This is a genomic window from Salinibacterium sp. AL4.1 (assembly GCF_059767305.1).
This window is the reverse complement of sequence record NZ_JBSOQK010000001.1, coordinates 1,423,761-1,448,873: the sequence shown is the minus strand read 5'-3', so window position 1 is coordinate 1,448,873 and position 25,113 is coordinate 1,423,761. Positions and strand designations below refer to the sequence as shown.

Below are 25,113 nucleotides of genomic sequence, written 5' to 3'. Positions count from 1 at the left end.
CGAATAAGACAGCGGCGAGTTCTCGCTCCCTACGACAGCAACGGCGCCAACCCGTGCGCAGCTTTCTGCAATGACGCGACCACGGCGGTGGGACTGTCGACGCGCACACCGGGCATCGAGACGGCGAGGCCCGCCACGAGCGCATCGTGATCGTCGCGGATGGCTACGGCGATGCAGCCGTGCCCTTGTTGCAGCTCCCCGTTCTGCATCGCGTAGCCGCTGCGGGTGACGTGTTCGGTGATGGCGTGGATGCTTGATGCGGGGCGCACGACAGCCCACGATGGATGGCCGTCGTGGCCGAGTTCGGCGAGCAAGAGGCGGCCCATCGCTGAGCAGTCGAGCTCTCTGCTGATGCGTTCGGGGTGACTGAGGGGAAAGTCTGGATCGATGTCGCTGAGCACGATGTGCGTGTCGTCGTAGCGCACAAGATGAACGCCGGCGCGGATGCTGCTGCGAAGCTCAGAGACGATTTCGCGAGCGGCGCGCGGCGGAGCTGGGGGCATCACTGCGCGGCCGAACTGGGCCAGTTTGCTGCCGAGGGCAAATCCGCGGAGATCGGGAGTGCGCACAAGATATTCGTCTTGCACGAGCAGGTTGAGCAGTCGATAGGTGGTGGCGCGGGGTAAGTCGAGAGCTTCGGAGATCTCACGGGCGCTGACTCCCGCACCGTGTTGGGCTACCGCCTCAAGAACCCCCAGCGCGCTGTGCACAGCAGCGGGCTGGCGTGCGCGCAGGCCATCGACGGCTCCACGCCTGCGCGTCGCCTCGGGTGCCGCGGGCGGGGTCGATTCAGTCACTCGCCTGCTTCGCCTGTGTGGTGCCGCCGAGTACGTCGATCACGGTGGGTTCGTCGTAGTTGCCGATGGTGAGGGCGAGGCGTGGGTTCCTGCGAACTCGCAGCAGTAAAACGGCAGTCCCCACGCTCATGACCGCCACAAAGAGCGCGACGGCGAGTGCACGTTCGCCCGCTACTTCAACGGCCAGGTAGGCGAGGAAGGCGACAGTCAGCGAGAGCCCCGCTACCAGCGCAGTAAGCAGCGGTCGGATGCTGAGCTCGCCGATTCGATTCAAGAATGCGGGGGCGGCGAAACACACCAGGATGTAGGCCGTAATGTAGCCCGCCGCAGCGACGACCAGCAGCAGTTGCATGGTGTTCCAGATGCCGGCACCTACGAGCACGAACGCCAGCGGCACGACGGTCACGGCGAGCAACGAAACTCCGATCGCAAAGAGCGGTGTGTGGAGTTTTGGATGAGTGGAGCCGAGCCGGCGCGGCAGAATTCCGTCGCGGCTAAGCGAGAACAGCACTCGCGCAAGCGCGGTAGTTGACGCGATCGTGCAGGCCAGAAACGATGCCGCGATTCCGATATCGAGAACAAGGGCAAAGGAACCGAGCCCGAATCCTTCTGCTAATTCATTGACCGGCGACGCACTCTGGCTGAAGTCGGCTCCGAGCACCTCGAAGCCCATCACTTGAGCGGTCGCGGCGAGTAAGTAAAAGAGGAGGGAGCCCAGAACGGTCCAGACCAACGCGCGAGGGATGTTTCTAAACGGGCGTCGCACCTCGACGCCCAGAGCTGCTGAACTTTCGAAGCCCACATAAGCGGTGAGCGCCAACACCGCGCCGACTGCGATTCCAGAAAACGACCCGGTCGAACCTGCGAAGGACTGACGAGTGACCGCCGACCAGTCCGTGTAAGGCCCGATCTGAATCAAGAGCGCAATAATAAGGATGAGCAGCACCGCGACCGAGAGCGTCTCCACCATGAGCGTCACTCTCGAGGAGAGTCGGATGCCGCGGGCGAGAACCAGCAGCACAATGCTGGCCAAGACCACCATGATCCCGGCCGTCGCAAGTGGTGAGCCGATGAGGCCGGGAATCACTCTCGCGAGAACGATCGACACGTAGTAGGTGCCTCCGACCAAAGCGAACATCGCGATGAAGCTGTAGCCGATGAGCATGCCAACACTCGTTGCTAGCGTCGCCGTGGTGCCCGCGCGGTCAGTGCCGAATCCTTTTGCTACGAAGGTGTAGAGCGAACCCGTGGCGGCCATCCGGCGCGTGAATTGGTTGACGGTGAAGGCAACCAGCAGTGCGAGAAGGCCGGCGGTAGCGATCGAGAAGACCGTGGCTGATCCGGCGATGCTCGCGACCAACAGCGGCATGGTGGTGGCGGCTGCCGCCGGGGCAATGGCCGATACCGATTGAGCAAGTACCTCCACGAAACCGATGCTGCGGCGATCGAGGCCGCGAAGTGGCGACTCACGGCTAAAGCCATGAACTGGGTGGCGCTGCGCGATCGCGCGTTCAAGTGCTGACATCGCGTGCTCCTAGAGTGCCGAGATTCGACGACTCTAGCGGTGATCGATTACAGCAGCGAGACCGAGATGTTTCAGGCAGGTAAGCCCAAATGAGACAACAGTAGAACCTCGTCTCATTCACGCGAGGGATGTTTTTACCGCACGGTGACAGCGCCGCAATCCAGCCTCGGCAGAGTGTCTCTACGACCATTCCCCTCTCCCGATTGATTGGACGACAGCAATGACCGCCACTGGAACACCCCCTACCGCCACCGCCACGGTAGCTAAACCGAAACTGTCTGGAAAGCTTGGAATCGCAGCGATCGTCTTCATGGTTGTTGCTGCTGCATCACCGCTGACTGTGGTCGGAGGAGCGGTGCCACTCGGCATCCTCATCGGTAACGGTGTCGGCTTTCCGAGCATGTATGTCATCTCCGGTGCAGTGTTGTTGCTCTTTGCTGTCGGCCTCTCTGCCATGGCCCGTCACGTTCCGAAGCCGGGAGCATTCTTTACCTACGTCGGCTACGGCCTTGGTCGCCCGGCTGGCTTGGCGAGTGCGTGGCTCGCGATGCTCACCTACACCGCCATTCAGGTGTCGGTGCACGGTTATGTGGGTTACATCCTCAGCGTGACGGCGATGTCGCTGGGCGGCCCGGAGATTCCGTGGTGGGTCTTCTCTCTGCTAGTAGTTGCGGTGGTCGGAGTGCTCGGGTACCGCCACATCGACCTCTCGTCCAAAGTGCTGGCCGTCTTCCTCATCTCCGAGGTCGGCATTGTTATCGCGCTCGTCATTGCCGTTGTCGCTTCGGGCGGTGCGGCGGGGCTCACCCTCGAACCGTTTTACCCAACCAACATCGTCAGTGGTTCGCCTGGCGTCGGCCTCATGTTCGCCATTGCCGCCTTCATCGGCTTCGAAGCGACTGCGGTATTCCGTGACGAAGCAAAAGACCCTGACCGCACGATCCCCATCGCGACCTACAGTGCAGTCATCGGTGTCGGCGTGTTTTACACGGTCGCCAGCTGGGCGATCATCATGGCCTGGGGGCCGGAGAATGTGGTGGATGTCGCTGCCCAAGACCCTGGTGCCATGATCCTGGTCACCGTGGCTCAGTACCTCGGTGTCGCGGGCGAGATCATCGTCAACATCTTGCTGATCACGGCGATGTTCGCGTGTGTACTCTCGTTCCATAACGTCATCACGCGTTACCAGCACTCGATGTCGAACACGGGTGTGCTGCCGGAACGCCTCGCCTCAGTGCACTCCAAGCACCTGTCGCCGCATCTGTCTTCTCTCGTGCAGACGGCGACAGCAGGCACCCTGATTACGATTTTCGCGCTCTTCGGGCTTGACCCCGTGGTGCAGGTCTTCACCTGGTTCGCTGGCGTCGCGACATTAGCCATCGCTATTTTGATGGCACTCACGAGTGTCGCGGTCATTGTGTACTTCGCCCGCACGAAGCGCGACTCGCGAGTGTGGAACACCAAGCTTGCGCCGGTGCTGGGCCTAGTAGGTCTGATCGCCAGCGCCGCCATCATCATTGCTTACTTCCCGATCATGGTCGGAGACGTCAATTCAGAAGGGGCTCCCATCTTCGGCGGAGTGAGTGTGCTGCTCCTTCTGCTGATCGTGATCGCTCCCGCCGTCGGCCTAGTCCAAGCGATCATCCTCAAGCGCAGCAAGCCTGCGACCTACGAATCGATTATCGACTCAATCGACGCCTGATCCGTTCGGGCTGGAGCGCCGCACTGGACAACCCTGTGCACTGGTCCGGCGCTCCACCCCGGCACGCACGCATCATCCCCATCCCCCGCAAGTGAAGGAAATCGAATGACGATCACGAACGACAAATCAGTCTTGGCCCACCACAATTCGACTGCGCCGCAGCATCCTCTCAGTAGCTTGAGCACCGAAGAGATCACCGCGATTCGCGACATCGCCTCGACGGTGGATTTCTTCACCACGACCACTCGTTTCGTTTATGTCGGTCTCGAGGAGCCCGCGAAGAATGACGTGAAAGCGTGGGAGGCAGAGGGCGGGGAGATGCCTGACCGCCAAGCGCGCGTCATGCTGCTTGATCTTGCAACCGGCCATTCCAGCGACAACATTATTTCGTTGGGACTGGGAGCCGTCATCTCAACGACGGTGCTCGACGGCTCAGCGGGGCAATTGCCCATTCTCGATACGGAATTCGAGCTCGTTGGCGACATCGTCGCGCAAGACGAAGGCTGGATCGCGGCTCTTGCGAAGCGTGGTGTCACCGTAAATGATGTCGAAGTTGTGCCGCTCTCCTCCGGCTACTACAACTTTCCTGAAGAGGAGGGCCGCCGTATTTTGCGTATCTTCGCGTTCCGCTCGGACTACGTGGGCGACCACGTCTGGGCGCACCCGATTGACGGCCTCGCCGCCTACGTCGACATTGCCGCGATGAAAGTGACGCGCATTGTCGACAACGAGGTTTATCCAATCCCCGCCGAGGGTGGCAATTACGACGACCCGGCAGTGCAGGGACCGCCGCTCGATTCGCTCAAGCCGATTGTCATCACTCAACCGGAAGGTCCCAGCTATCTCGTCGACGGTGAACAGGTCGAGTGGGGCAACTGGAAATTCCAGATCGGGTTCGACATGCGCGAGGGCCTCATCATGCGCAACCTCAGCTTTGCCGACCAAGGTGTCGACCGCCCAATCATGTATCGCGGGTCGATTAGCGAAATGGTGGTTCCCTACGCCGACCCCCAGCCCAACCGTTTCTGGCAGAACTACTTCGACACCGGCGAGTACCTGTTCGGTCGTTACACGAACTCGCTCGCCCTCGGCTGCGACTGTGTTGGCGAGATCAAGTACTTTGACGCGGTCTTCGCTGACGAGCTGGGTTCCCCCAAGGTCGTTCAGAACGGCATCTGCATGCACGAGGAAGACTTCGGCACCCTATGGAAGCACACCGATCTCTTCACAGGCGCCTCTGAAGTTCGGCGCTCTCGTCGACTCGTCATCTCTTTCTTCACCACAGTCGGAAACTACGACTACGGCTTCTACTGGTACCTGTACCTCGACGGCACCATCGAATGCGAGTCCAAGCTCACGGGCATCCTCTTCACGTCGGCGTATCCCGGACTGCAAGCGGATGGCTCGGACTACCCTTACGCCTCGGAAGTTGCCCCGGGCCTCGGTGGCCCCAATCACCAGCACCTCTTTTCGGTACGACTCGACATGACCGTCGACGGTGTAGCCAACAGCGTGGATGAGATTGACGCCGTGCGCGTGCCGATGGGGCCGGGCAATGAATACGGCAACGCCTTCACGAAGCAAGTCACCCGCATCCGCTCGGAAGGCGAGTCAGGCCGAGTTGCTAACGGTGCGGCATCCCGTGTTTGGCAGATTTCAAGCGCAGACAAGGTCAACCGCACTGGACGCCCCACGTCGTACGTTCTTTACCCCCAGGAGAGCCCGACCTTGATGGCAGACGAGTCGTCATCTATTGCGAAGCGGGCTTTGTTCACGACCAAGCATCTCTACGTGACGAAGTACGACCCAAGCGAAAGGTATGCGGCCGGCGACTTCGTGCACCAGAACCCGGGAGGCGACGGCATTGCCAAATACATTGCGGATGACGCCTCGGTTGAAGCCGAAGATGTTGTCGTGTGGCACACCTTCGGTCTCACCCACTTCCCCCGGATGGAAGACTGGCCCGTCATGCCCATGGACTACGCCAAGTTCACCCTCAAGCCCAACGGCTTCTTCGGCATGAACCCGGCACTCAACATCCCTGCCCCGGCCCAAGAAAACGGTGACCACTGCGCCCACCACGATAGCGAGCACGGCCACTAGGGAGCGGCGAGGAGAGCGAGAGCGGAAGCGGAAAACAGTGGAAACCTTGCACGTGGCGGCCCTGCTGCCGGCGGCGCTCGGCACGTGTTGCACCGTAGGTGCGCGGCGTACCGGAATGCAGCTGCAGTCTTTTGCGGCGATTGTGATGCTCGCGGCGATGCTGGATGTATCGCTCTCGTGGGGGCTGCTTCATCCGCTGGTCTGGGTGATGGCGCTTCTCGTCTCGGGGATGCTCGTCGGGTTCGGCGCGCGACCCAACTCCCGCTCGGCTCGCTCGGCGGCAACGGCTGCAGGGGCAGATGCGGCGCATCCCTCCGGGCTAATGGCGCTGCACTCGGCCCTCGGTCTCGTCTTGATGGCAGGAATGATCATGGCGATGAGTTCGGGCGGCGTCGATACCAGCGAAAGCCACAACCACGGGGTGGCATTCATGCCGCCACTGTTGGGCGGCATGGCCGGGTACGTCATTTTCACCGTGTGGTTCGAGCGGTCGCTGCGGCTAACGCAGCGATCGCCCGGGCTGCTCGCGCGCGTCGAAGTGCTGAGCATGGGCGGGGCTGCCGGGCTTATGGCGCTGGCGCTGCTGGCGTAAGGAGCCGCAGTTGCACACACTCGGAGTCACCAAGGACGGTCACCCGCGGCATCCGCTCTACGGGCGCAGAGATGCGCCGCTGACCGAGGGGGCGTCGTCAGAGTGAAAACTTCGACCGTTCCGTGCCTGTTCTCCCGCCGCTGCATACGCGTCGCATCATAGTTCGGAGAGTTCCGTGGGGATATCCCGCCGAGTATGAAGGATGCGGTGGATGCGCACTGCATCGGAGTCAGCTGTGTAGAGCGCGACGTAGGGGAACTTTTGCAACGCAAGCCCTCGAAGCTCCGGCATGCCTAGCTCGACGGCGAACCGCGGCGACCCGATCGACGGTTGCGACCCGAGTAGGTCGCGTGCCTTCTCTAGCGCATCAACAAACGCCAGTGCGGCGTCAGCGACGCCCTCTGCTAGGTAGTGCTCCACGGCAGAGTCGATATCTTTGTCGGCGCGTCTGGTCGTGACGACGCGGCGGGACGTCACGGGGTGTCGACGCTGTGGTTGTTGATTCGCTCACGAAGTTGGTGGAAGTACGCATCATCGAGTTCGGATCCTGGCCCCGACGTCATCCCCTCCACGACGAGTGCACGCAGTTGCGTGCGAGCGTGCTCATGCCGGATCAAGTTGCGCACGAACTCGCTACTCGTGCCGTACCCGTGCTCGCTCACCTGTTCTTCAACGAACTGCTTCAAGGCATCAGGGAGGGACACATTCATCGTTGCCATTCCTTCACTGTACGCGCGATGGCAAAGTTTGTCATCGGTTCTTAGAGTCTCCGGTCGCGACGAGAGCTACGAATTCACCGCAAGTTGTCTTGAGTTATTCAAAACAACTGCTAGCCTCGAAGCATGCAAACAGTGACGGATGCGGCGCTCGCCGACACCTTACGAGAGGCCGGTCTCAAAGTGACCGAGCCGCGCGTCGCTGTGCTGACCGCCCTCACCCAGATCCCGCACTCCGATGCCGACACGATCTTCGGGGCTGTGCTGCCGAGCGTGCCCGGTACCTCCCTCCAAGCGGTGTACGGAGTGCTGGCGGCGCTCACGACGGCGGGCTTGCTGCGCAAGATCGAACCGGCAGGGTCATCCGCTCTCTACGAACGCCGCACTGGCGACAACCACCACCACATCGTGTGCACCAAATGCAGCGCTGTGCGTGACGTGGACTGCGTCGTCGGTCATGCGCCGTGCCTCACACCCTCCGACGCCGGCGGCTTCACCGTGCACACCGCCGAAGTGAACTTCTGGGGCGTTTGCCCCGATTGCCAGAACGCTCTCAAGCAAAAGAGCGCAGACTGAACAACAGAGACAAAGCTGTCTACGCTGTCGCCCACTCTTCAATTCGCCACTAATCACCCCACACAAAGGAGACATCGTGACTGAACCCACGACAACCCAGGCCGGCGCACCCATTGCGAGCGACGAATTTTCGCTCACCACGGGTCCCGATGGCGTCACCGCACTTCACGACCGTTTTCTGGTCGAGAAGCTTGCCTCGTTCAACCGTGAGCGTGTGCCGGAGCGCAACCCTCACGCCAAGGGTGGTGGAGCATTCGGAGAGTTCGTCGTCACCGAAGACGTCTCGCAGTTCACGAAGGCCGCCGTCTTCCAAAAGGGTGCCAAGAGCGAAACGATTCTGCGGTTCTCGTCCGTAGCCGGTGAACAGGGTTCGCCCGACACCTGGCGCGACGTTCGTGGCTTCGCGCTGCGTTTCTACAGCACCGAGGGCAACTACGACATCGTCGGAAACAACACCCCCGTGTTCTTCCTCCGCGACGCCATGAAATTCCCCGACTTCATCCACTCGCAGAAGCGCATGGGCGACTCCGGCCTGCGCAACGGCGACATGCAGTGGGACTTCTGGACCCTCTCGCCCGAAAGCGCCCACCAGGTCACGTACCTCATGGGTGACCGCGGCCTCAGCAAGTCGTGGCGCCACATCAACGGCTACGGATCGCACACCTACCAGTGGATCAACGCTGCCGGAGAGCGCTTCTGGGTGCAGTACCACTTCCACTCCCGCCAGGGCGTAGAGCTGATGGAAGCCGCGGATGCCGAGCGCATCGCCGGCGAAGACGCCGACTACTACCGTCGCGACCTCTTCGACTCCATCGCCAAGGGCGACTTCCCCACGTGGGACGTCTCGGTTCAGGTCATGCCCTACGAAGAAGCCAAGACCTACCGCTTCAACCCCTTCGACATGACCAAGACCTGGTCGCACAAGGACTACCCGCTGATTCCGGTGGGCCACTTCACGCTCAACCGCAACCCGGAGAGCTTCTTCGCGCAGATCGAGCAGTCAGCGTTCTCGCCGTCGAACATGGTTCCCGGCACCGACATCAGCCCCGACAAGATGCTGATGGCGCGTGTGTTCTCCTACCCGGATGCCCAGCGCAACCGCATCGGAGCCAACTACAACCAGCTCCCCGTCAACCAGCCTCACGCCTCCGAAGCGCGCAACTACCAGCACGAAGGAGCCATGAACTACAAGATCGGTGACGCTGCTGACCGCGTCTACACGCCGAACTCGTTCGGTGGCCCCGCAGCTCAGCCCGAGCTTGCTGGCGAAGGCGGCTGGGCAAGCGACGGCGAACTCATGCGCAGCGCTCAGACCCTGCACTCCGAAGACGACGACTTCGGCCAGGCCGGAACGCTCTACCGCGACGTCTTCTCGGCAGAGTCGAAGGCTCGTTTCATCGAAACCCTCACCGGACAGGGCCGTGGCATCACGATCCCCGAGATCCTCGAGCGTTTCTACTGGTACTGGGGCAGCGTGGATGCCGAACTCGGCGCCACCCTGCGCAAGACCGTTCCCGGCAACGGCGACACCGCCAACGAAGAAGCCGATCCCGTAGGAGTCGGCCCCGCCGAGTAACACTGAGTGAGATCGGCAGCGCTAACGCGAAGCCGGACACCGGATGCCTGGTCCCTGAACGTTAGGGGCTGGGCATCCGTGCGTTAGGCAGCGAAAAGGCATGCTCTGCAAGCGCCCGGACGCTAACGAGCGAGGGCGAGAGCGCCATCGATGATCGCGACGGTTCCTCCGAGGTAGGCCACGATGATGACCGCGATGCGAGCTGCTCGATGACTGATGTGGCGAGCGAGCACTTCACCCAGCGCGAGCCCGACGAGCAGTGAGCCGATGATGAGAATCCAGCTGGCGGCATCCAAATCGGGTAATGTTCCGCCGGAGAAAATGGTTTTCGTGATGAGCGCAGACGAGCCCACAATCACAAAATACGGCTGCAGGGTGGCCGCAAAGTTCACTTGCGGCCAGCGCATCAGCACCGCGTAGATGCTGAGGGCCGGGCCACCGACGCCCGCCGCCGTATTCATGAAACCGGATGCCGCGCCCGCAAAAATTGCTGCCGGGCGGGCCGGAACGATATGTTCCGCGCGCGTGATGAGCAACGTCGCGGTGAGAGCCACGATCACGAGCACGCCAACGCTGAGCTGCAGCACGGAGCCGGGAAGGCGGGTAACGAGCAGCGAGCCCGGGATGATGGCCGCGACTGCCGGGATCGCCAGCCACGCTAAAGTGCGCCACTCGATATGGCGCCAGACGCGCGGGATGATGAGCAGCGACGAGACCACGCCGCACAGGTTCACGACGAGCACGCCATCGAAGGGGCCGAGCAGAATCACGATGAGCGGCGACGCTACGAGCGCGAACCCCATGCCGGTGATGCGTTGAGAGAGTGCTCCTATAACGACGGCGAGAGCGACAAGAGCGAGCACCGCCCTAGCCTAAGCGGATGCCGGGGCTGCGCCAGACCGGAGCAGGCTCAGAGTGCGGCTCGCCGCCGCGAGACAGTGGCGATGCTGGCCCGGCTACAGATTTTTGGCGTAGCAGACGCTTAGTTCTTCGCCCACGTAGTCACCGAAGTTCTCGATGCGTGTGTAGCCCTCGCGCTCGTAAAAGCGCATTGCGTCGGGTTGGGCGGTTCCGGTTTCGAGGGCGAGGGTCGTCGCCGACTGGGCGCGAGCCCACTCCTCGAGTCCTGTGAGAACCGCAACCGCAATGCCAGTGCCGCGCTGAGCAGGCGTGACGTACATCCGCTTCACTTCGAAAATCTCTTCGCTGAGTTGACGGAGCCCGCCGCACCCGGCCGGAACACCGTCGACGTAGGCGATGAGGAACACCACGACGGAATCCGCGTTCGGCTTGACGCCGGGTTCGCTGTCTTCGGTTCCGTACCGTGCGGTGAGCTCAGCGCGCTGCGCTGAACGCAGCATGACCGAGTCGGCGTGTTCGAAGGGAACGCTGCGGAGTTCGAGTTCGTAAGTGTCTTCCACGTCAGAATTCTAGTCTGCGTGCCACACGGAGCTCGCCAAGTGTCGACGACGCTGCTAGTGGTGATTAGAGGCGACTCGGGAAAATCCCTACGTCGCAGAGTGTCCACGTCATATTGTTAGGCGTGACCGCGCTCATGTCAGGAATGTTGAAGTGACTTGTACCATTCCCGCCGTAGGTAGTCCCCAAGAGGGCGAATAGCGCGGAGTTGTTTGCAATTGATAGTTGACGCCCATCGGCCACGATGCCTTCACCGGCGTAGCTTGATGCTGTCAATGAGAGGGTGCCCAGATAGCAGTCGTAGGTTCCGGCGTCACCCGCGACACCAACGTCGTTTCCGAAGCGGTAGGAGAGCGCAGAATCGCCGGCTGCGCCGGTCGCGCCGGTCGCGCCGGCAGCTCCTGTTGCCCCGGTTGGGCCTGTCAGTCCTGTGTCACCCTGAGGTCCCTGCGGGCCGACCGGGCCGTCAGCGCCGGTGGGGCCTGTGGCGCCGATGGGGCCTGCGGCTCCGGTGAGGCCGATGGGGCCGGTCGCTCCGGTGAGTCCTGCAACGCCGTCGATACCGTCGATACCGTCAGTGCCGTCTGCACCCGCGGCGCCGGTGGCTCCCGTCGGTCCTCTGAGCGCGGTACCTCCGTCGGCTCCGGTGAGTCCGGTTGCGCCCGTCGCGCCGTTGAGCCCGTCAGCGCCGTCAGCGCCGTCAGTGCCATCGATGCCGTCTGCGCCGTTCTTCCCGTCAGCGCCGTCGACGCCGTTCGCGGCAGCGTCGGTCATGAAGACTGCTTCGACGAAACCGGCACCGCACGAGTCGCCGGCGTCAATGAGCTTGATTGCCGAGGCGGTGGTGTCAACGCAGGCCTTCTGCAGTGCATCCGCAGAACTGCCCTGGCTTGTGCAGCCGGCAAGCATGACGGCGGCCACGGCCGCTCCTGCAAACAATCGAAGTGAACGGGACGGGGTGCGGGGTGCTAAAGGCAAAGAGGAGATCCAGACATAGGAGAAGCGCAGTAATGCGTCACGGGTTGATACAAACATAACGAAGTTCTCTCAGTTAAACTAAGTGGTCTCGCCCCCCAGTGTGGGGGTGCGGCAGGCGATCTACCTGCCTGCCATGCTGGGTGAACACAGCTACAGGGTGCAGAATTCGAAGCATGATGAATGCGAACGGCGGTGGGCAGCGCGGGGGCGAAGAACCAAACAGTGTCGCAGTCGAACCCGTCGTAGTGAGGGCTTCGGCCCACGCTTTCGAGGAAGCAGCGGCTGCTGTGCGCGCCGCCACGATCGATGCGAATGCTGCTGCTGCCCAGCTCGTCAGCCTGCTGTCCGATAAGGAACTGCTCGGCCTGCTCGACGGTGACTCTCCCCGGCGACTCCTGCCCTTCATCCCGGCCCTGCTCGGGCGGCGCCCCTTCGTGGCTGGTGCAGTCTCGCGGCTCGGCATTCCCGGCATCCGCTTCAGCGACGGTGCTCGCGGCGTCGTGATTGGCGCGGCTACGGCGTTCCCCGTGACAATGGCGCGGGCGGCAACGTGGGACCCAGAGCTTGAGGAGCGCGTCGGGGTGGCAATCGGCACCGAGACCCGCGCTCGGGGCGCCAACTATTCGGCATCGGTGTGCGTGAACCTGCTGCGGCATCCGGCCTGGGGGCGCGCGCAGGAATGCTACGGCGAAGATCCGGTACTCGTCGGCCGGATGGGGTCGGCCCTCACCCGCGGTGTTCGAGTACACACGATGGCGTGCGTCAAGCATTTCGCGCTCAACTCCATGGAGAACGAACGTTTCGAGGTGGATGTCGCCGTCGACGACCACGCCCTGCACGAAGTGTATTTGCCCCATTTCAAGGCGACGGTGGATGCCGGAGCCGACTCGATCATGAGCGCCTACAACCGGGTGCGCGGCGAGTATATGGATGTCAACCGCGCCCTGCTGACAGACGTACTGCGCGACGAGTGGGGATTCACCGGCTTCGTGACGAGCGACTGGGTGTTCGGTACGCACGATGCCGTCGCGAGCCTCGAAGCCGGAATGGACATCGAGATGCCGCTGCGGATGCTGCGGGCTCGTGCTCTGCCGGCGGCGTTGCGAAGCGGGCAGCTCGACCGCGCGACCGTGCTGCAGTCGGCCCACCGCATCCTGCGCACCAGCATTCTGCATGCGGCCACGCGGGACGAGCAGGAGCCGAGCCGGACTGCCATCGCGTCTCCCGCGCACCGGGCTCTCGCCTTCCACGCCGCCGCCGAGTCGATCGTGCTGCTCAAGAACGACGCTGTTGATGAGACTCCGCTGCTTCCGTTGCCGCGCACCACGCGCCGGCTCGCCGTTATTGGCCGCCTCGCTGACGAGGCGAACCTAGGCGACCACGGCTCCTCGCGCGTTCGTCCGCCATCCACTGTTTCCCCGCTGCAGGGAGTGCGCGAAGCGTTCCCCGCGGCCCACATCACGTCCGCCACCGGGAAGGATGAGAGCGCCGCCGCGACACTCGCCGCGCAGGCAGAGATCGCTATCGTCGTCGTCGGGCTCGACCAGCACGACGAGGGGGAGTCGGTTGTCACCGGCGGAGTTGATGTGGGAATTCTCGGTCGCGCTTTCAACTCCGGCCTGTCTCGCCGCATTTTCACCGGACTGGCACACCTCGCGGCACGCTTCGTTCGCGGCGGCGATCGCAGCTCGCTCGAACTTCGTCCTTCGGACGCGAGTCTCATCAGAGCCGTGGCCGCAGCCAACCCGCGCACGGTGGTGGTGCTGGTCGGCGGCAGTGCAATCGTGACCGACGAGTGGCGGGATCGCATCCCGGCGCTGGTTCTTGCTTGGTACGGCGGTATGGAGGGTGGGCATGCCCTCGCGAGCATGCTCACGGGAGACACCGAACCCGGAGGCCGGTTGCCGTTCGTCATACCGCGTGACGCCGCGCAGTTACCCTCGTTCGACAGCGCAGCGAAGGCGGTGGTCTATGACGACGCCTGGGGTCAACGTCACCTCGATGCCACCGGCAGCACTCCCGCCTTCCCCTTCGGATTTGGCTTGGGCTACACGACCATCACGCACGAGCTGCTCGACCACACCTTCGCCGCCGACGGCGGTACCGCTCGCGTTCTCGTCACCAATACGGGCAACCGCGATGGCTCCACGGTCGTTCAGCTGTATGCCGCTGACGTGGCGGCCGAACACCCGGTAGCCCAACTAGTGGGCTTTCAGAAAGTCACGGTGCCGAGCGGGGCGAGCTCGACCGTGCAGATTGCGCTCGATGCGGGGCCAACGTTGCGGCGGGATCCGATAACTCGACAGTGGAGCGCGCGGTCAGGTGAGTGGGCGCTACTAGCCGCTCAGCACAGCCCGTCGAGCTGGACTGGCGCGGTGCCGTTGCGCCCTATCTCTGACTAGCGGATGACAGCTGCGACGAGCACTAGGGCTGCAACTGCGCTCGCGGCGTCGGCTGCGGAAGCGCGTCAATGCGAACACGCAGGGAGTCGTCGTTGCGCAGAACGGCCCGGATCAAGCGGCGGCCCTCCCAGCGAAGCGACGCGAGTGTCTGATCGGGGCGGAGCACGAGTTCCCCCTCGGTCGACGCGTAGCGCTTCTGCAGGTCTTTCAGTTCGTCTGCTTTCAGTAGTGCAACCGTGCTGTTGTCCGTGGGGTCGGTCAGTCGAACCAGAGCGGAATCTCCGCGCAGATCGCTGGCCACCAGTCGTTTTTCGCTGGCGGCAAGAATAGCTTTTTGAGCGTCTCGGGTCACGACAATCGGGCGGCGCGGGCCATCGAGCAGGCCGGTAAGAACGTCTGCTGCGGCATCTGGCCGGCCAGTTTTCTTCGCGGCCGCTTGCATCCGTTGGAGGCGGCCGGGCTCGCGCAGGATCTGGTCGATCTTCCAGCCGAGCGTGGTGACGTCATTGCAGCGAACAGCAGCACCCTGCTCCATCAGGTAGTCGCCGTTGCGAACCTCTTGCCCCGGGATGGGGTTCACGAGCACCATCGGCAACCCTGCCGCCATGCATTCGGAAGCCGATAGCCCGCCCGGTTTGCCGATGAAAAGGTCGGCGCTTCTCAGAAGTGCGGGCATCTCAGTCGTGAACCCGAGAACGTGGAAGCGATCGTCGGTGCCCACGAGCTTCTCAATGTCGTCACGAGTCTCCTCGTTGTGCCCGCACACGACGGTGGCTGTGAAGGCTGAGCGCATATGCAGCGTCTGCCGCACCGCAGCGACGGCGTAGTCCCCGCCCGCAGCGCCCGCAGAGATCAAGATATGGGGCACGTCATGGTCGACGCGGTCGGGTTCGGCATCCGAATATGAGCTGATCGGGATGCCGGTGGCTGCCACGCGATCAGCGGGCAGGCCAAGCGCCAACAGCTCGATCTTGCCCTCCTCGCGCGCCACGTTGAACGAGTGGAAGGCGCTGGTGAGCCAGAGGCCTTGAGGATCGTAGTCGGTGGTCACGACCGCTGTTTTGGCATCGATGACTCCGCGCATGAGCAGCGTGGCCATGAGCTGGGCGGGGAGAAAGTGGGTGCTGACGATCGCGGTCGGCTGAAAGCGTTTGATCTCCCGAATCACGGGAAGAGAGTTGGCCTGAGTCCAGGGGTCGATCGGTCCGCGACGCCAAAACGGCGCGTCGCTCACGTCGTAGGCCCATTCGAGTAGCCAGGGCAATCCTTTGGCGAGCACAAAGTAGCCCTTGCCCAGCACGTCGCGGTACAGAGTGCTGCTGACCTGAAGTACGTCGAGCACCTTCACCTCGGCGACATCAGGGCGCGCATCGCACGCTTGGCGCACCGCCGCGGCGGCGCTGTTATGACCCGACCCGACACCAGCAGACAAGATCAATACCCGCTCTCCTCCGGCGGTGGGGGAATCAGCGGGGAGGGTCTCTGGCATGGAGAAAATGATAGTCGAGCCCGGTGCGGCTCGGGCCAGAGTGTGTGCCGTATCGTTCCCGGCAAATTAACTAGAGCCAGCGATGCTCTAAGGTCGCGACGCGGGCAGCCTCGGCGAAGCGTGCGAACCGCTCGCGCTCCACAGCGTCGTACGTTTCTGCCGCCACGGATGCGTCGAGCCGGTCGATCTGCGCCGCCACCGCTTCGGACTGCACGGTGCGTTGCGCACGGTATCCGACCTCCTGCAGCAGTTGGTACAAACGCTCCACCACTCCGGGGTCACTCGCGCCATAACGTCGTGGCTGAGTCAGTGCGATATCAAGCAGGTTCACGAAATCGTGGGGCTTGATGATCACGCGCACGACGTTGTCGTCATCGGTGAGGCCGCGCGATTGAATCTCAAGATCCGCGAGGGAGCACAGCGTCGCCGAAATATGGCCGAGCGTGTGCACGGCCGTCGTCGGGTCGTTGACTCCGGGGGAGAGGGCGCGCGCCGTGATGTCGACGAGCTGCCGGATGCCGAAACCAATATCTTGGCTGGCCGTGCGCTCGTAAGCGAGGCTAACGGCGCCGACCAACGCACTGTTGATGGTGGCGCGTTCTTCGTCATCCAGATGGCGCAGGGGGTCGCGCGGCCACCAGCGCAGCACCGGGGTGCCGCTGACCACGTGATGACCGACGGTGTGTTCTTCGCGCGCCACGATGTCGTACTTGATCGCGATCGTAAGCAGCCGGGAACGGTCGCTTGACCGAATGAACCCGGAGCGCTTCGCGAGGCTCAGCTCAATGCGTTCAGCGGGCGGCCACTCGGGCAGTTCCGTTTCGCCGGTGGCCATGGTGGATGCCACGAGCTCGATTGTCTTGCTGGTCTCGAGGTAAACCTGCCGCATCGTCGTCTCAATGCGCAGCTGCCGCGCGAGGTGCGCGAGAAACAGCGTGAGCATGACAACGCTTGCCAAGGTCAGGAGCGAAGCCAACGTCACCGCAAAGCGCGGCACGATGGGGTCGATGCTGTCATCGCCGTCCTGAACCGTGCGCAACACCGTCAACGCGTATGCGAAAGTGCCGACGAACACCGCGAGAGTCCAGTGCACGGTTTGGTCTTTGAGGAAGGTGCGCAGCACGCGCGGTGACGCCTGGCTGCTTGCCAATTGCAGAGCAACGACGGTGAGGGAAAAGGTGAGTGAGGTCGCGGTGATCAGTGAACCCGAGATAGCGGAGAGTACAGCGCGGGCACTCTCGGGCCCACCGGCGAACAGGATGCGTTCGAACAGCGCAGGCAGGGAGTCATCGACGGCGCGGTCGACGAGGGGCAAGACGATCCCCAAAATCACCGCGAGAAGAATGGAGATCGTGGGCAGCGGCCAGAGCTCGGCGGCGATGCCCTCGCGCAGGGTGGCGACCCAACGGCGCAGGGAATTACGACGCGCACTCTGTGTTGCCAGCTCGCTCATCACATCCCCCTCGAATCGCCCTAGTTAATCACGTCAGGCTTCGTTGTGGTGCCTGCCCCTAGGGTGGAACAACGCGAATGAAAGGAAATCACTCGATTGTTTGAATGGGTATCGTGGCTGGGCCTTGCTGTAGCCGTACTAATTGCGCTCGTTGCCGTGGTCATTGGCATCGGAGTGATCTCCCTCATTGTGCGGGGAATCGCGCGCCTGCACCCCGGGGTCTACCAAACCCTCGCTCAAACTCGACAGCGTTTGCGGGTGCTCATGGCATTGCTTGCTACCTGGGCCGCGATCTCGATCACCCTGCCGGTCGAAGATTTGCGACCTATCGTCAATCAGGGCTTCCTCATCGCCGTCATCGCGACGAGCGGTTGGTTGCTGATTGCCATCATTAACCTCCTCCTCAATCGCACCATTGCCCGCTATCCCACCGATGTCCCCGACAACCGGGCGGCGCGTCGAGTGCGCACCCAGGTGCAATTGATTCGTCGCGTACTTGCCGCCGTTATCGTCATCCTCACTATCGGAGCTGTGTTACTGACCCTCCCGGGCGCGCAAGCCCTCGGCGCGAGTGTTCTCGCCTCTGCTGGCCTCGTCTCCGTCGTAGCCGGTATCGCCGCGCAGTCGGCGCTCGCCAACGTGTTCGCGGGAATGCAGCTCGCCTTCAGCGACGCCATCCGCGTGGATGACGTCGTGATCGCTGATGGCGAGTGGGGCCGCATCGAAGAAATCACCCTCACCTACATCGTCGTGAGCATTTGGGATCAGCGCCGCCTCGTGCTGCCCTCCACCTACTTCACGACCACGCCATTCCAGAACTGGACGCGTAACGCCACCGAGCTCCTCGGCGAAGTCAATTTCGACCTCGACTGGCGCGTCAACATCGACCAGATGCGCGAGCGCCTTAGCAAGGTCGTCGAGCGCACTGAGCTGTGGGACGGCCGCACCGCCAACATCCAAGTCGTGGATGCCAAGGGCGGTTTTGTGCGGGTACGCGTACTGATCAGCGCTGCCGACTCCGGCGCACTGTGGGATCTGCGCACTCACGTTCGCGAAGAAATGGTCACCTGGTTGCAGGCCAAGAACCCCGCCGCGCTGCCGCGCACGCGCGTGCTCATGGTCGAGAACGAAGCTGCGGGGCGCACCAAGTCGTCGACGGCGCCTCAGAACCGGGGCCTCTTCAGCGGTAGCGCTGAAGCGGATGCTCGCCGTCAAGAATTCACCGGCGCCATCCCCGTGCAAGATAATGTTCCTGATAACGCGACCCGCACGGGGCCGCAGGACACTCACCCCAAGGACTAACTCCGATGCCTTCGCTCGACAGCGCCGCGCCCGCCGTTCCCCTCAGCTCCCGCAGTTGGGGCCTCGTGCCCGCGGTGCTGTTGAGCGGTTCAGCGGTGTTAATGTTCTCGCTGCGACTGCCGCTCCTCGGCTACATCGTGGTGGCGGTGGCGCTCGCCGCCGCGTGGTTTACCGACAACCGCAAGCTCACCGAGGGGCTCGCGAAAGACTTGCTGCTAATCGCAGTCGGCATGATCATCGTCTCCACGGTGTCGGTGGTGGCCGACATCAGTTGGGGCAACTTCTTCTTGCTGGGGTTCGTGCTGGCCGCTGCCGTAGCGGTGCCCTATGCCATCTCACGTTTTGTGTTCAAAGATCGCCTTATCCGCTTTCCGTGGCGGGGCGGATGGCCGTGGACTCGCGTTCAGTGGGGCTACCTGTTTCTCGTGCTCTTTCTCGGCTGGCTCATCTTGCCGTTCTACTTCATCACGAGCGGGGTGTACCTCAACTGGCCGATCGTCACGACTCCCGATGAGATCGGCCGTCTCTTCGTTGGCGTGAATGCCGTTGGCACGTGGGACGAGCTGTTCTTTATCCTCACCGTGTTCGTGCTCTTCCGTCGGCACTTTCCGGTGTGGCAGGCGAACCTGCTGCAGATGGTGATCTTCGTGGCGTTCCTGTGGGAACTTGGCTACCAATCGTGGGGCCCACTGCTGACGATCCCGTTCGCCCTGTTGCAGGGCTGGATCTACTCGACCACCAAGTCGCTCGTCTACGTGCTGAGCGTGCACCTACTGTTTGACGCGGTCGTGTTCCTCGTCATCGTGCACGCCAGAAACCCGGGAGTCATCCCGTTCTTCCTGCTGTAGCGAGAAGCTACTCTTTGCCGCCGGGAGGGCCCGCGATGAGAAGCACGACGTAGAGCAGAATGACGGCGCCCGCGACAAGGGCCACCAGAATGTACGGGTGGTTCAAGAACCAGCGCATTGTGCGGTCGATCCAGCCGGCATCCCGTGGATGATCGGAAGCTTCCTTGCGCCAGTCACCCTTGAGGCGACCCGAACGTGCAAGCCACAACTCCACCGGAATCGTGGCATACGGCACGACCGCGCTACCGATGGTGAGAACGGCAGTGCCGACGCTCCACCGCTGGTTCACCGTCAACAACACGGCCGTGGCTCCGTAGGCCAGGAAGACGAAACCGTGAATGGCCCCACCGATCGACACCGCGACATCCAGCCCCGCCGCAGCGCGCAAGATGAGGCCGGTGATGAGCAGTGTCCACGTGACCGCCTCTGCGAACGCGAGAACGCGGAACAGTGACTTGGGGGTCGCAAACATGGGGCTGAACTTTCGGTATTAGGCGTTGGCCATCAACGAGCTGATCGCGCTCGTGAAGAACGTGAGCCCGTCGGTGCCCGAACGCATCGCTGCGCGAGTGTCTGGACCAAAGCCAGCCTCGGTGGCGTGCTCGGGATGAGGCATCAAGCCCACAACATTGCCGCGAGCATTCGAGATGCCGGCAATGTCGTTCGCCGACCCGTTGGGGTTGACCTCGAGGTAGCGGAACACAACCTGGTTTTCACCCTCGAGACGATCGAGCGTCTCTTGGTCGGCGATGTAGCCGCCCTCACCGTTCTTCAACGGGATGATGATCTCTTCGTCTTCTTTGAAGCCGTTGCTCCAGGCAGTGTCGACATTCTCGACGCGAAGCTTCTGGTCGCGGCAGACGAAGTCGCCGTGGTCGTTGCGCACGAGGCCGCCGGGGAGAAGGTGGGATTCCACCAAGATCTGGAAACCATTGCAGATGCCCAGAACGGGCATTCCGCCGTTCGCGGCTGCAATGACCTCGCTCATGATGGGCGAGTGCGCTGCGATAGCGCCGGCACGGAGGTAGTCGCCGTAGCTGAAACCACCGGGCAGAACAATGGCATCCACGTTCTTGAGGTCGTGGTCGCCGTGCCACAGGGCTACCGGCTCACCGCCACCCAGTTTGACCGCACGCTGAGCGTCGCGGTCGTCGAGCGAACCCGGGAAGGTGATGACTCCGACGCGCACTATGCTCCCTGAGCGTCGTCGGCGGGGCGAGCCTCGCCAACGTAAATGACGTCTTCGATCACCGTGTTGGCGAGAAGATCGTTCGCGATCTCGCGAGCCTCAGCCAACACCGCTTCGGTGATGGGGCCTTCAACGGTGAGCTCAAAACGCTTACCGATTCGCACCGAAGTGAACTCGCTCTTGTCGAGGCGGACGAGGGCGCCGGCTACGGCCTTGCCCTGAGGATCGAGGATTTCAGCCTTGGGCATTACCTCGACGACGATTGTTGGCACCGAATCACTCCATGATTTCGCGCGGGAAGATGGCTTCAGTCTAGCGGAGGGGGCAGGCCGCTCGAGCCGGGCATGAGAACTCGCCGTCAGTCTCGCACTGAAGCGAAACTGACGGCGAGTGATTGCCGGTTAGACCTTGGTTTCGTCTACCAGCGCAGGGTGGAAGAGACGCGGGCCACCACTAGCCTTTGCCGAGTCGTCGTACACCGTTCCATTCGGTGAGGAGACGATCTCCAACTGCATTCCCCACGGCGCCATGAAGTAGCACCACGTGAGTCCCAAGTTCGGGCCGTCGGTGTAGCTGGTGGGCTCACCGAGCACCTCAACATTGTTCGACTTGAGGTAGGCGATTGCCGCATCCATGTCGTCAACGTAGAAGGCCAAGTGGTGCCCGCCGATGTCGCTGTTCTTCGGTGGAACGGTCGCCTGGTCGGGCGACTCGTACTCGAAGACCTCGAGGTTGCTTCCGTTGCCCAAGCGAAGGTAGCGGAACTCCTTAATGACGGAGCGTGGGTGCACGCGTAGGTGCTCATCCATCCAGTCAGTGTCGTCATTGCGAAAGTCGGTGGCGGCCACGAACAGCGTGGTCGCCCCCAAGATCTCCTCAAAGAAAGTGCACGCTTCGTTGATGTCGGGCACGGTGAAGCCGATGTGCTCCATACCGCGCATTCCGGGAATTGGCATTGTTATCTCCTAGTACGTCGTTGTCGCTAGTTGTGGGATGCGGGGGCAAAGAGGGCCGCCATGGTGCTGACGATCATTCCGAATGACACAGCGCCAGGGTCGGGGTAGCCGAGCGAGCGCTGAGCAAGCACACGAGCGCGACCGATCTTCGGTTCGAGCTGCGCGGTCTCGGCTGCTGCGGCCGTCGCAACTGCGGCTGCGATCGCCCACGCTTCAGCGGCAGGCTTGCCGTCGGCGGCAGCCGCTTCGAAGGCATCGGCAAAGGGCACCTGCGCGCACACCATCGTCTTGTCGCCAACCTGCGCTCCACCCAAACGTTGGATCGAGTCGATGAAGGCTCGGATGGCACGGGCTTGAGCCGCCGCATCGATGGCATCACTGTCGCCAAGGGCGTTACCTGCGGCAGCCAAAGCTCCACCCCAAAGTGCTCCGGATGCTCCACCCGCGTTTTCGGACCAGCGCGAGCCAGCCCCGACGAGGGTTGACTGCGCGCCGGCACCCTCGGCGACTAGCCATTCGGCGGCGTCGGCTGCAGCGCGGGAGCCGCGTTCCATGCCGACTCCGTGGTCGCCGTCGCCCGCAATTGCGTCGAGATCGCCGAGCTCTTCCATCTTCTCAAGCAGCAGGGACGTGACCTCGGCTAGACCACGAGCGATCTGCCGAGCGGCTGCTTGGGACTCCGCGCTGCCGGGAGCTCGAACAACGAGGCCCTCGGGCTCCGTGTTGAAGACGGTGCCTTCGGGCAGCAGCGGGTCGAGAAGCGGCCCGCGCTTATAGGCAGGAGTGTCGCAGGGGGCGAAATAGTAGGGCTCAATCATGTCGTCGAGCCAGACCACAGTGAGCGAAACCCCACCCATGTCGAGCGACGTCATGAACTCACCGACTTCGCCATCCACGATCTCGATTCCGGCAGCGGTGAGGTGCTTCGTTACCGAGGTGTAGGTGACGAACAGCTCTTCGTACTTTGCGGAGCCGAGCCCATTGAGCAGAACAGCGACTCGCTTGCCTGGGTTATCGGGCACATCCTCCAGGAGACGGTCCACGAGCAACTTGGCGACCTCGTCGGCGGTGCCCAGGTCGGTTTCGTAGATGCCGGGTTCACCGTGAACACCGAGCCCGACGCCGATCGTGCCGTTGGCAACCTCGAAGAGCGGGTGGCTTGCGCCAGGAAGCGTGCATCCCGAGAAGGCGACACCAAAGGTGCGCACGCGCTCGTTGGCACGGTTGAACACGTCGAGAACTTCATCGATGGAGAGGCCAGCCTCGGCGGCGGCGGATGCCATCTTGAAGACCGGAAGGCCGCCAGTGATGCCGCGGCGCTTGTGGCGTTCGGTGATCGGAGCCGACGCCACGTCATCCGTTACCACCGCTTCGCGAGCGTCGATTCCGTCGGCGCGGAGCATTTCTGCCGCTTGCCCGAAGTGCAGAACGTCGCCCGCATAGTTGAGGAACGCGATGATGACACCGGAGCCCTGATCTACCGCTTTGGCCACGCTGTACGCCTGTGACCCCGAGGGGGAGGAGAAGATGTTGCCGGTCACGGCGCCATCCACGAGTCCGGATCCCACCCACCCCATGAAGCCGGGGTAGTGGCCAGTGCCGCCGCCGGTGACGATAGCCACCTTGCCCGGTTTCGACTGGGTTGAACGCACGACGCCGCCGAATACTTCACGGACATAGCGCGAGTTGGCCTGGATGAATCCCTGCACTAACTCCTTGGGAAAGTCGGCCGGGTCATTTACGAGACTGGTCATGGAAAAACCTCCTGCTGGTGTGACGTCGTTGTCTAAGCTCCGCGATGAAGGAGCGGTTGTTCGAGTACTTTCTGGATATCGGTGAGACGGACTTCTGCGTGTGGTGCGATTTCAAGTGGGTCTGAGGCGACCTGGAGCGAAACTCCGGTGGCGGTGGAGCCGAGGCAATCAACGACGAGCGAAGCGCCCTCGAAGTTCTCGTCGTGCGTGAGAGTGCTCGTCGTGACGATCGTGCGCAGGCCCGCCGCGTGTGCCGCCCGCATCCCGTTTTCGCTGTCCTCCACGACAACCGCAGCGTCGGCGTCGATGCCGAGCTGGTCGAGTGCGAGGAGGTAGATGTCGGGGGCGGGCTTCTTGTTCTTGACGGCGTCGCCGGCAAAGATGCGGAACGCCGCTGCCTGCTGCGGTCCGACGGCGTGCTCAAGGACGGCGCGCACCGAGGCTTCGGCTGAGGTGGATGCCATGGCTAGCGCCCAGCCCGCAGCGTGCGCTTCGGCGATGATTCGTGCGATTCCTGGGCGGGCCGGCATGAGGCCATCGGCTACCAAGCGCGTGTAAATCTCTGTCTTGGTGCGGTGCCAGAGAGCGACCGTCTCTGCGCGATCTTCTTCAGCAACACCGAGCTGATCGGCGACGGGGTCGGAGAAAAGGCTCGCGAGGCGTTCTTTGCCGCCGCCAATCCTGACCTTCTGCGCGTAGTCCTCAAGACTCCACTGAACGGGGACTCCAAGCTGCGTGAACATCTCGTTGAAAGCGCGCAGGTGGCCATCGACTTCGGTATCGGCCAGCACTCCGTCGCAGTCAAAAATGAGGGCAGGCATGGGGTTACCAGGCCTTTCCGGCAGAGCCGAACTGGGTCGTCAGGTCGAGCACCATGTCAACGACATCAGCTGACGTGCTGGTGAAGAGCGACGGCGGGTCCCACTTGTTCGCGGCGGCTGCCGTCTCGAGAAACGCGAGACTCGACTTCATGTAGGTCTCTTTGAGCGCGGTCGAGATGTTGACCTTGGCGCAGCCGCGCGCGATCAGTTCTGTGAACTGCTCGGGGGAGAGGCCGCTACCGCCGTGGAGGGCGATCGGGATCGGGTGGCGGGTGACGATCTCGGTCACTCGGTTGAAGTCGATCACGGGCTCGGAAAGATACGTGCCGTGGGCGTTGCCGATGGAGGGGGCAAACACGTCGACCCCGGTGGCTTCGATGAAGTCCAGCGAAGCTTGCAACGGATGTTGCGCCGAGATCTCGTCGGAACCGTGGCCGTCTTCGACGCCGGTGATGGCTTCAATCTCGCCTTCGACGCTGGCGCCGTAGGTGCGAGCTTCGCGAACAACCTCGATGGTTTGGCGCTGGTTTTCAGCAACCGGCATAGCCGAAGCATCGAAGTGAACGGAGTTCCATCCGAGCTTCAAGCACGTGGTGAGGAGTTCGCGGTCGGGGCAGTGGTCAAGGTGAAGAGAAACCGGAACGCTGATTCCCGCTGTCATCGACTTCCACATGCTGGCGAGAATCTCGGGGCCGATGCTGCGCACCGTCTTGACCGACGTTTGCACGATGAGCGGTGAGGATCCTTGAACGGCACCCGCGAGAACGCTTTCCATCGTCAGGTCGTTGAAGACGTTGATCGCGGGAACCCCGAAGCGCTCCTCAAAGGCTCGATCCACAATTTCTGAAACTGGTACAACGCTCACTGCAACTCCCTTGTTTTAGCTGGCTTCACGCTATTCCCGCCGGAGGTGCT

General features: G+C 62.7%; 24 protein-coding genes. 8 read left to right on the top strand and 16 right to left on the bottom strand.

Annotation, left to right across the window (positions count from 1 at the left end):
* Positions 1 to 29: 29 nt before the first annotated feature.
* Together ACWTV3_RS07115 and ACWTV3_RS07110 are read right to left on the bottom strand one after the other, a co-directional pair.
* A complete protein-coding gene (locus ACWTV3_RS07115; protein WP_498477476.1) occupies positions 30 to 797 on the bottom strand; it encodes an IclR family transcriptional regulator in 768 nt (255 codons plus the stop codon).
* Entirely contained in the window at positions 790 to 2,322 is a 1,533-nt protein-coding gene (locus ACWTV3_RS07110; protein ID WP_498477475.1) for an APC family permease, read from the bottom strand. The genes ACWTV3_RS07115 and ACWTV3_RS07110 overlap by 8 nt, the downstream gene beginning before the upstream one ends.
* A gap of 220 nt (positions 2,323 to 2,542) precedes the next feature.
* On the opposite strand from ACWTV3_RS07110, the gene ACWTV3_RS07105 reads away from it, so the two are divergent.
* The 3 genes from ACWTV3_RS07105 to ACWTV3_RS07095 all read left to right on the top strand — a co-directional run bounded on the left by ACWTV3_RS07105 (position 2,543) and on the right by ACWTV3_RS07095 (position 6,719).
* The gene (locus tag ACWTV3_RS07105; protein ID WP_498477474.1) at positions 2,543 to 4,024 is read left to right on the top strand and encodes an APC family permease; all 1,482 of its coding nucleotides are present in this window, start codon (positions 2,543 to 2,545) and stop codon (positions 4,022 to 4,024) included.
* Positions 4,025 to 4,129: 105 nt separating this feature from the next.
* Positions 4,130 to 6,127 carry a primary-amine oxidase gene (locus tag ACWTV3_RS07100; protein WP_498477473.1) on the top strand — a complete coding sequence of 666 codons (1,998 nt, stop codon included), beginning with the start codon at positions 4,130 to 4,132 and terminating at the stop codon, positions 6,125 to 6,127.
* A gap of 37 nt (positions 6,128 to 6,164) precedes the next feature.
* A complete protein-coding gene (locus tag ACWTV3_RS07095) occupies positions 6,165 to 6,719 on the top strand; it encodes a hypothetical protein (RefSeq protein WP_498477472.1) in 555 nt (184 codons plus the stop codon).
* A 156-nt stretch (positions 6,720 to 6,875) separates the two neighbouring features.
* Here ACWTV3_RS07095 and ACWTV3_RS07090 read toward each other — a convergent pair whose 3' ends face one another.
* Positions 6,876 to 7,196 (bottom strand): type II toxin-antitoxin system RelE/ParE family toxin, encoded by a 321-nt coding sequence (locus ACWTV3_RS07090; RefSeq protein WP_498477471.1) that lies wholly within the window; start codon positions 7,194 to 7,196, stop codon positions 6,876 to 6,878.
* Complete coding sequence (locus ACWTV3_RS07085) at positions 7,193 to 7,438, bottom strand: type II toxin-antitoxin system ParD family antitoxin (RefSeq protein ID WP_498477470.1); 246 nt, start codon at positions 7,436 to 7,438, stop codon at positions 7,193 to 7,195. The genes ACWTV3_RS07090 and ACWTV3_RS07085 overlap by 4 nt, the downstream gene beginning before the upstream one ends.
* 123 nt (positions 7,439 to 7,561) lie before the next feature.
* On the opposite strand from ACWTV3_RS07085, the gene ACWTV3_RS07080 reads away from it, so the two are divergent.
* On the top strand, positions 7,562 to 8,011 hold the full coding sequence (locus ACWTV3_RS07080; protein ID WP_498477469.1) for a Fur family transcriptional regulator: 450 nt from the start codon (positions 7,562 to 7,564) through the stop codon (positions 8,009 to 8,011).
* 76 nt (positions 8,012 to 8,087) lie between these two features.
* Positions 8,088 to 9,587 (top strand): catalase, encoded by a 1,500-nt coding sequence (locus tag ACWTV3_RS07075; protein ID WP_498477468.1) that lies wholly within the window; start codon positions 8,088 to 8,090, stop codon positions 9,585 to 9,587.
* Positions 9,588 to 9,709: 122 nt separating this feature from the next.
* Here the strand turns inward: ACWTV3_RS07075 and ACWTV3_RS07070 are convergent, their stop codons facing one another.
* From ACWTV3_RS07070 to ACWTV3_RS07060, 3 genes are all read right to left on the bottom strand, one after another.
* Positions 9,710 to 10,450: a sulfite exporter TauE/SafE family protein gene (locus ACWTV3_RS07070; protein ID WP_498477467.1), complete on the bottom strand. Its 741-nt coding sequence runs from the start codon at positions 10,448 to 10,450 to the stop codon at positions 9,710 to 9,712.
* Positions 10,451 to 10,543: 93 nt separating this feature from the next.
* On the bottom strand, positions 10,544 to 11,008 hold the full coding sequence (locus tag ACWTV3_RS07065; RefSeq protein ID WP_498477466.1) for a GNAT family N-acetyltransferase: 465 nt from the start codon (positions 11,006 to 11,008) through the stop codon (positions 10,544 to 10,546).
* Between the two features lie 64 nt (positions 11,009 to 11,072).
* Entirely contained in the window at positions 11,073 to 11,927 is an 855-nt protein-coding gene (locus ACWTV3_RS07060) for a tail fiber protein (RefSeq protein ID WP_498477465.1), read from the bottom strand.
* A 230-nt stretch (positions 11,928 to 12,157) separates the two neighbouring features.
* Here ACWTV3_RS07060 and ACWTV3_RS07055 point away from each other — a divergent pair, with 230 nt between their 5' ends.
* Positions 12,158 to 14,386, top strand: a complete 2,229-nt coding sequence (locus tag ACWTV3_RS07055) for a beta-glucosidase family protein (RefSeq protein WP_498477464.1) — start codon at positions 12,158 to 12,160, stop codon at positions 14,384 to 14,386.
* A 22-nt stretch (positions 14,387 to 14,408) separates the two neighbouring features.
* On the opposite strand, the gene ACWTV3_RS07050 is transcribed toward ACWTV3_RS07055, so the two are convergent.
* Positions 14,409 to 15,875 carry an MGDG synthase family glycosyltransferase gene (locus ACWTV3_RS07050; protein WP_498477463.1) on the bottom strand — a complete coding sequence of 489 codons (1,467 nt, stop codon included), beginning with the start codon at positions 15,873 to 15,875 and terminating at the stop codon, positions 14,409 to 14,411.
* A 70-nt stretch (positions 15,876 to 15,945) separates the two neighbouring features.
* On the bottom strand, positions 15,946 to 17,328 hold the full coding sequence (locus ACWTV3_RS07045) for a DUF2254 domain-containing protein (RefSeq protein WP_498477462.1): 1,383 nt from the start codon (positions 17,326 to 17,328) through the stop codon (positions 15,946 to 15,948).
* A 96-nt stretch (positions 17,329 to 17,424) separates the two neighbouring features.
* Between ACWTV3_RS07045 and ACWTV3_RS07040 the strand changes: the two genes are divergently transcribed.
* Positions 17,425 to 18,630: a mechanosensitive ion channel family protein gene (locus tag ACWTV3_RS07040; protein ID WP_498477461.1), complete on the top strand. Its 1,206-nt coding sequence runs from the start codon at positions 17,425 to 17,427 to the stop codon at positions 18,628 to 18,630.
* Between the two features lie 5 nt (positions 18,631 to 18,635).
* Positions 18,636 to 19,478, top strand: a complete 843-nt coding sequence (locus ACWTV3_RS07035; RefSeq protein WP_498477460.1) for a CPBP family glutamic-type intramembrane protease — start codon at positions 18,636 to 18,638, stop codon at positions 19,476 to 19,478.
* Between the two features lie 7 nt (positions 19,479 to 19,485).
* Here ACWTV3_RS07035 and ACWTV3_RS07030 read toward each other — a convergent pair whose 3' ends face one another.
* The 7 genes from ACWTV3_RS07030 to ACWTV3_RS07000 all read right to left on the bottom strand — a co-directional run bounded on the left by ACWTV3_RS07030 (position 19,486) and on the right by ACWTV3_RS07000 (position 25,063).
* The gene (locus tag ACWTV3_RS07030; RefSeq protein WP_498477459.1) at positions 19,486 to 19,950 is read right to left on the bottom strand and encodes a DUF3817 domain-containing protein; all 465 of its coding nucleotides are present in this window, start codon (positions 19,948 to 19,950) and stop codon (positions 19,486 to 19,488) included.
* Positions 19,951 to 19,968: 18 nt separating this feature from the next.
* Positions 19,969 to 20,667 (bottom strand): phosphoribosylformylglycinamidine synthase subunit PurQ, encoded by a 699-nt coding sequence (gene purQ, locus ACWTV3_RS07025; RefSeq protein WP_498477458.1) that lies wholly within the window; start codon positions 20,665 to 20,667, stop codon positions 19,969 to 19,971.
* Positions 20,667 to 20,939 carry a phosphoribosylformylglycinamidine synthase subunit PurS gene (purS, locus tag ACWTV3_RS07020; RefSeq protein ID WP_498477457.1) on the bottom strand — a complete coding sequence of 91 codons (273 nt, stop codon included), beginning with the start codon at positions 20,937 to 20,939 and terminating at the stop codon, positions 20,667 to 20,669. The genes purQ and purS overlap by 1 nt, the downstream gene beginning before the upstream one ends.
* 129 nt (positions 20,940 to 21,068) lie before the next feature.
* The gene (locus ACWTV3_RS07015) at positions 21,069 to 21,623 is read right to left on the bottom strand and encodes a VOC family protein (protein WP_100387995.1); all 555 of its coding nucleotides are present in this window, start codon (positions 21,621 to 21,623) and stop codon (positions 21,069 to 21,071) included.
* Positions 21,624 to 21,649: 26 nt separating this feature from the next.
* Positions 21,650 to 23,377: a dihydroxyacetone kinase family protein gene (locus ACWTV3_RS07010; RefSeq protein WP_498477456.1), complete on the bottom strand. Its 1,728-nt coding sequence runs from the start codon at positions 23,375 to 23,377 to the stop codon at positions 21,650 to 21,652.
* Positions 23,378 to 23,409: 32 nt separating this feature from the next.
* A complete protein-coding gene (locus ACWTV3_RS07005) occupies positions 23,410 to 24,198 on the bottom strand; it encodes an HAD-IA family hydrolase (protein WP_498477455.1) in 789 nt (262 codons plus the stop codon).
* 4 nt (positions 24,199 to 24,202) lie between these two features.
* Positions 24,203 to 25,063 (bottom strand): class II fructose-bisphosphate aldolase, encoded by an 861-nt coding sequence (locus ACWTV3_RS07000; RefSeq protein WP_498477454.1) that lies wholly within the window; start codon positions 25,061 to 25,063, stop codon positions 24,203 to 24,205.
* Between the last annotated feature and the right edge of the window lie 50 nt (positions 25,064 to 25,113).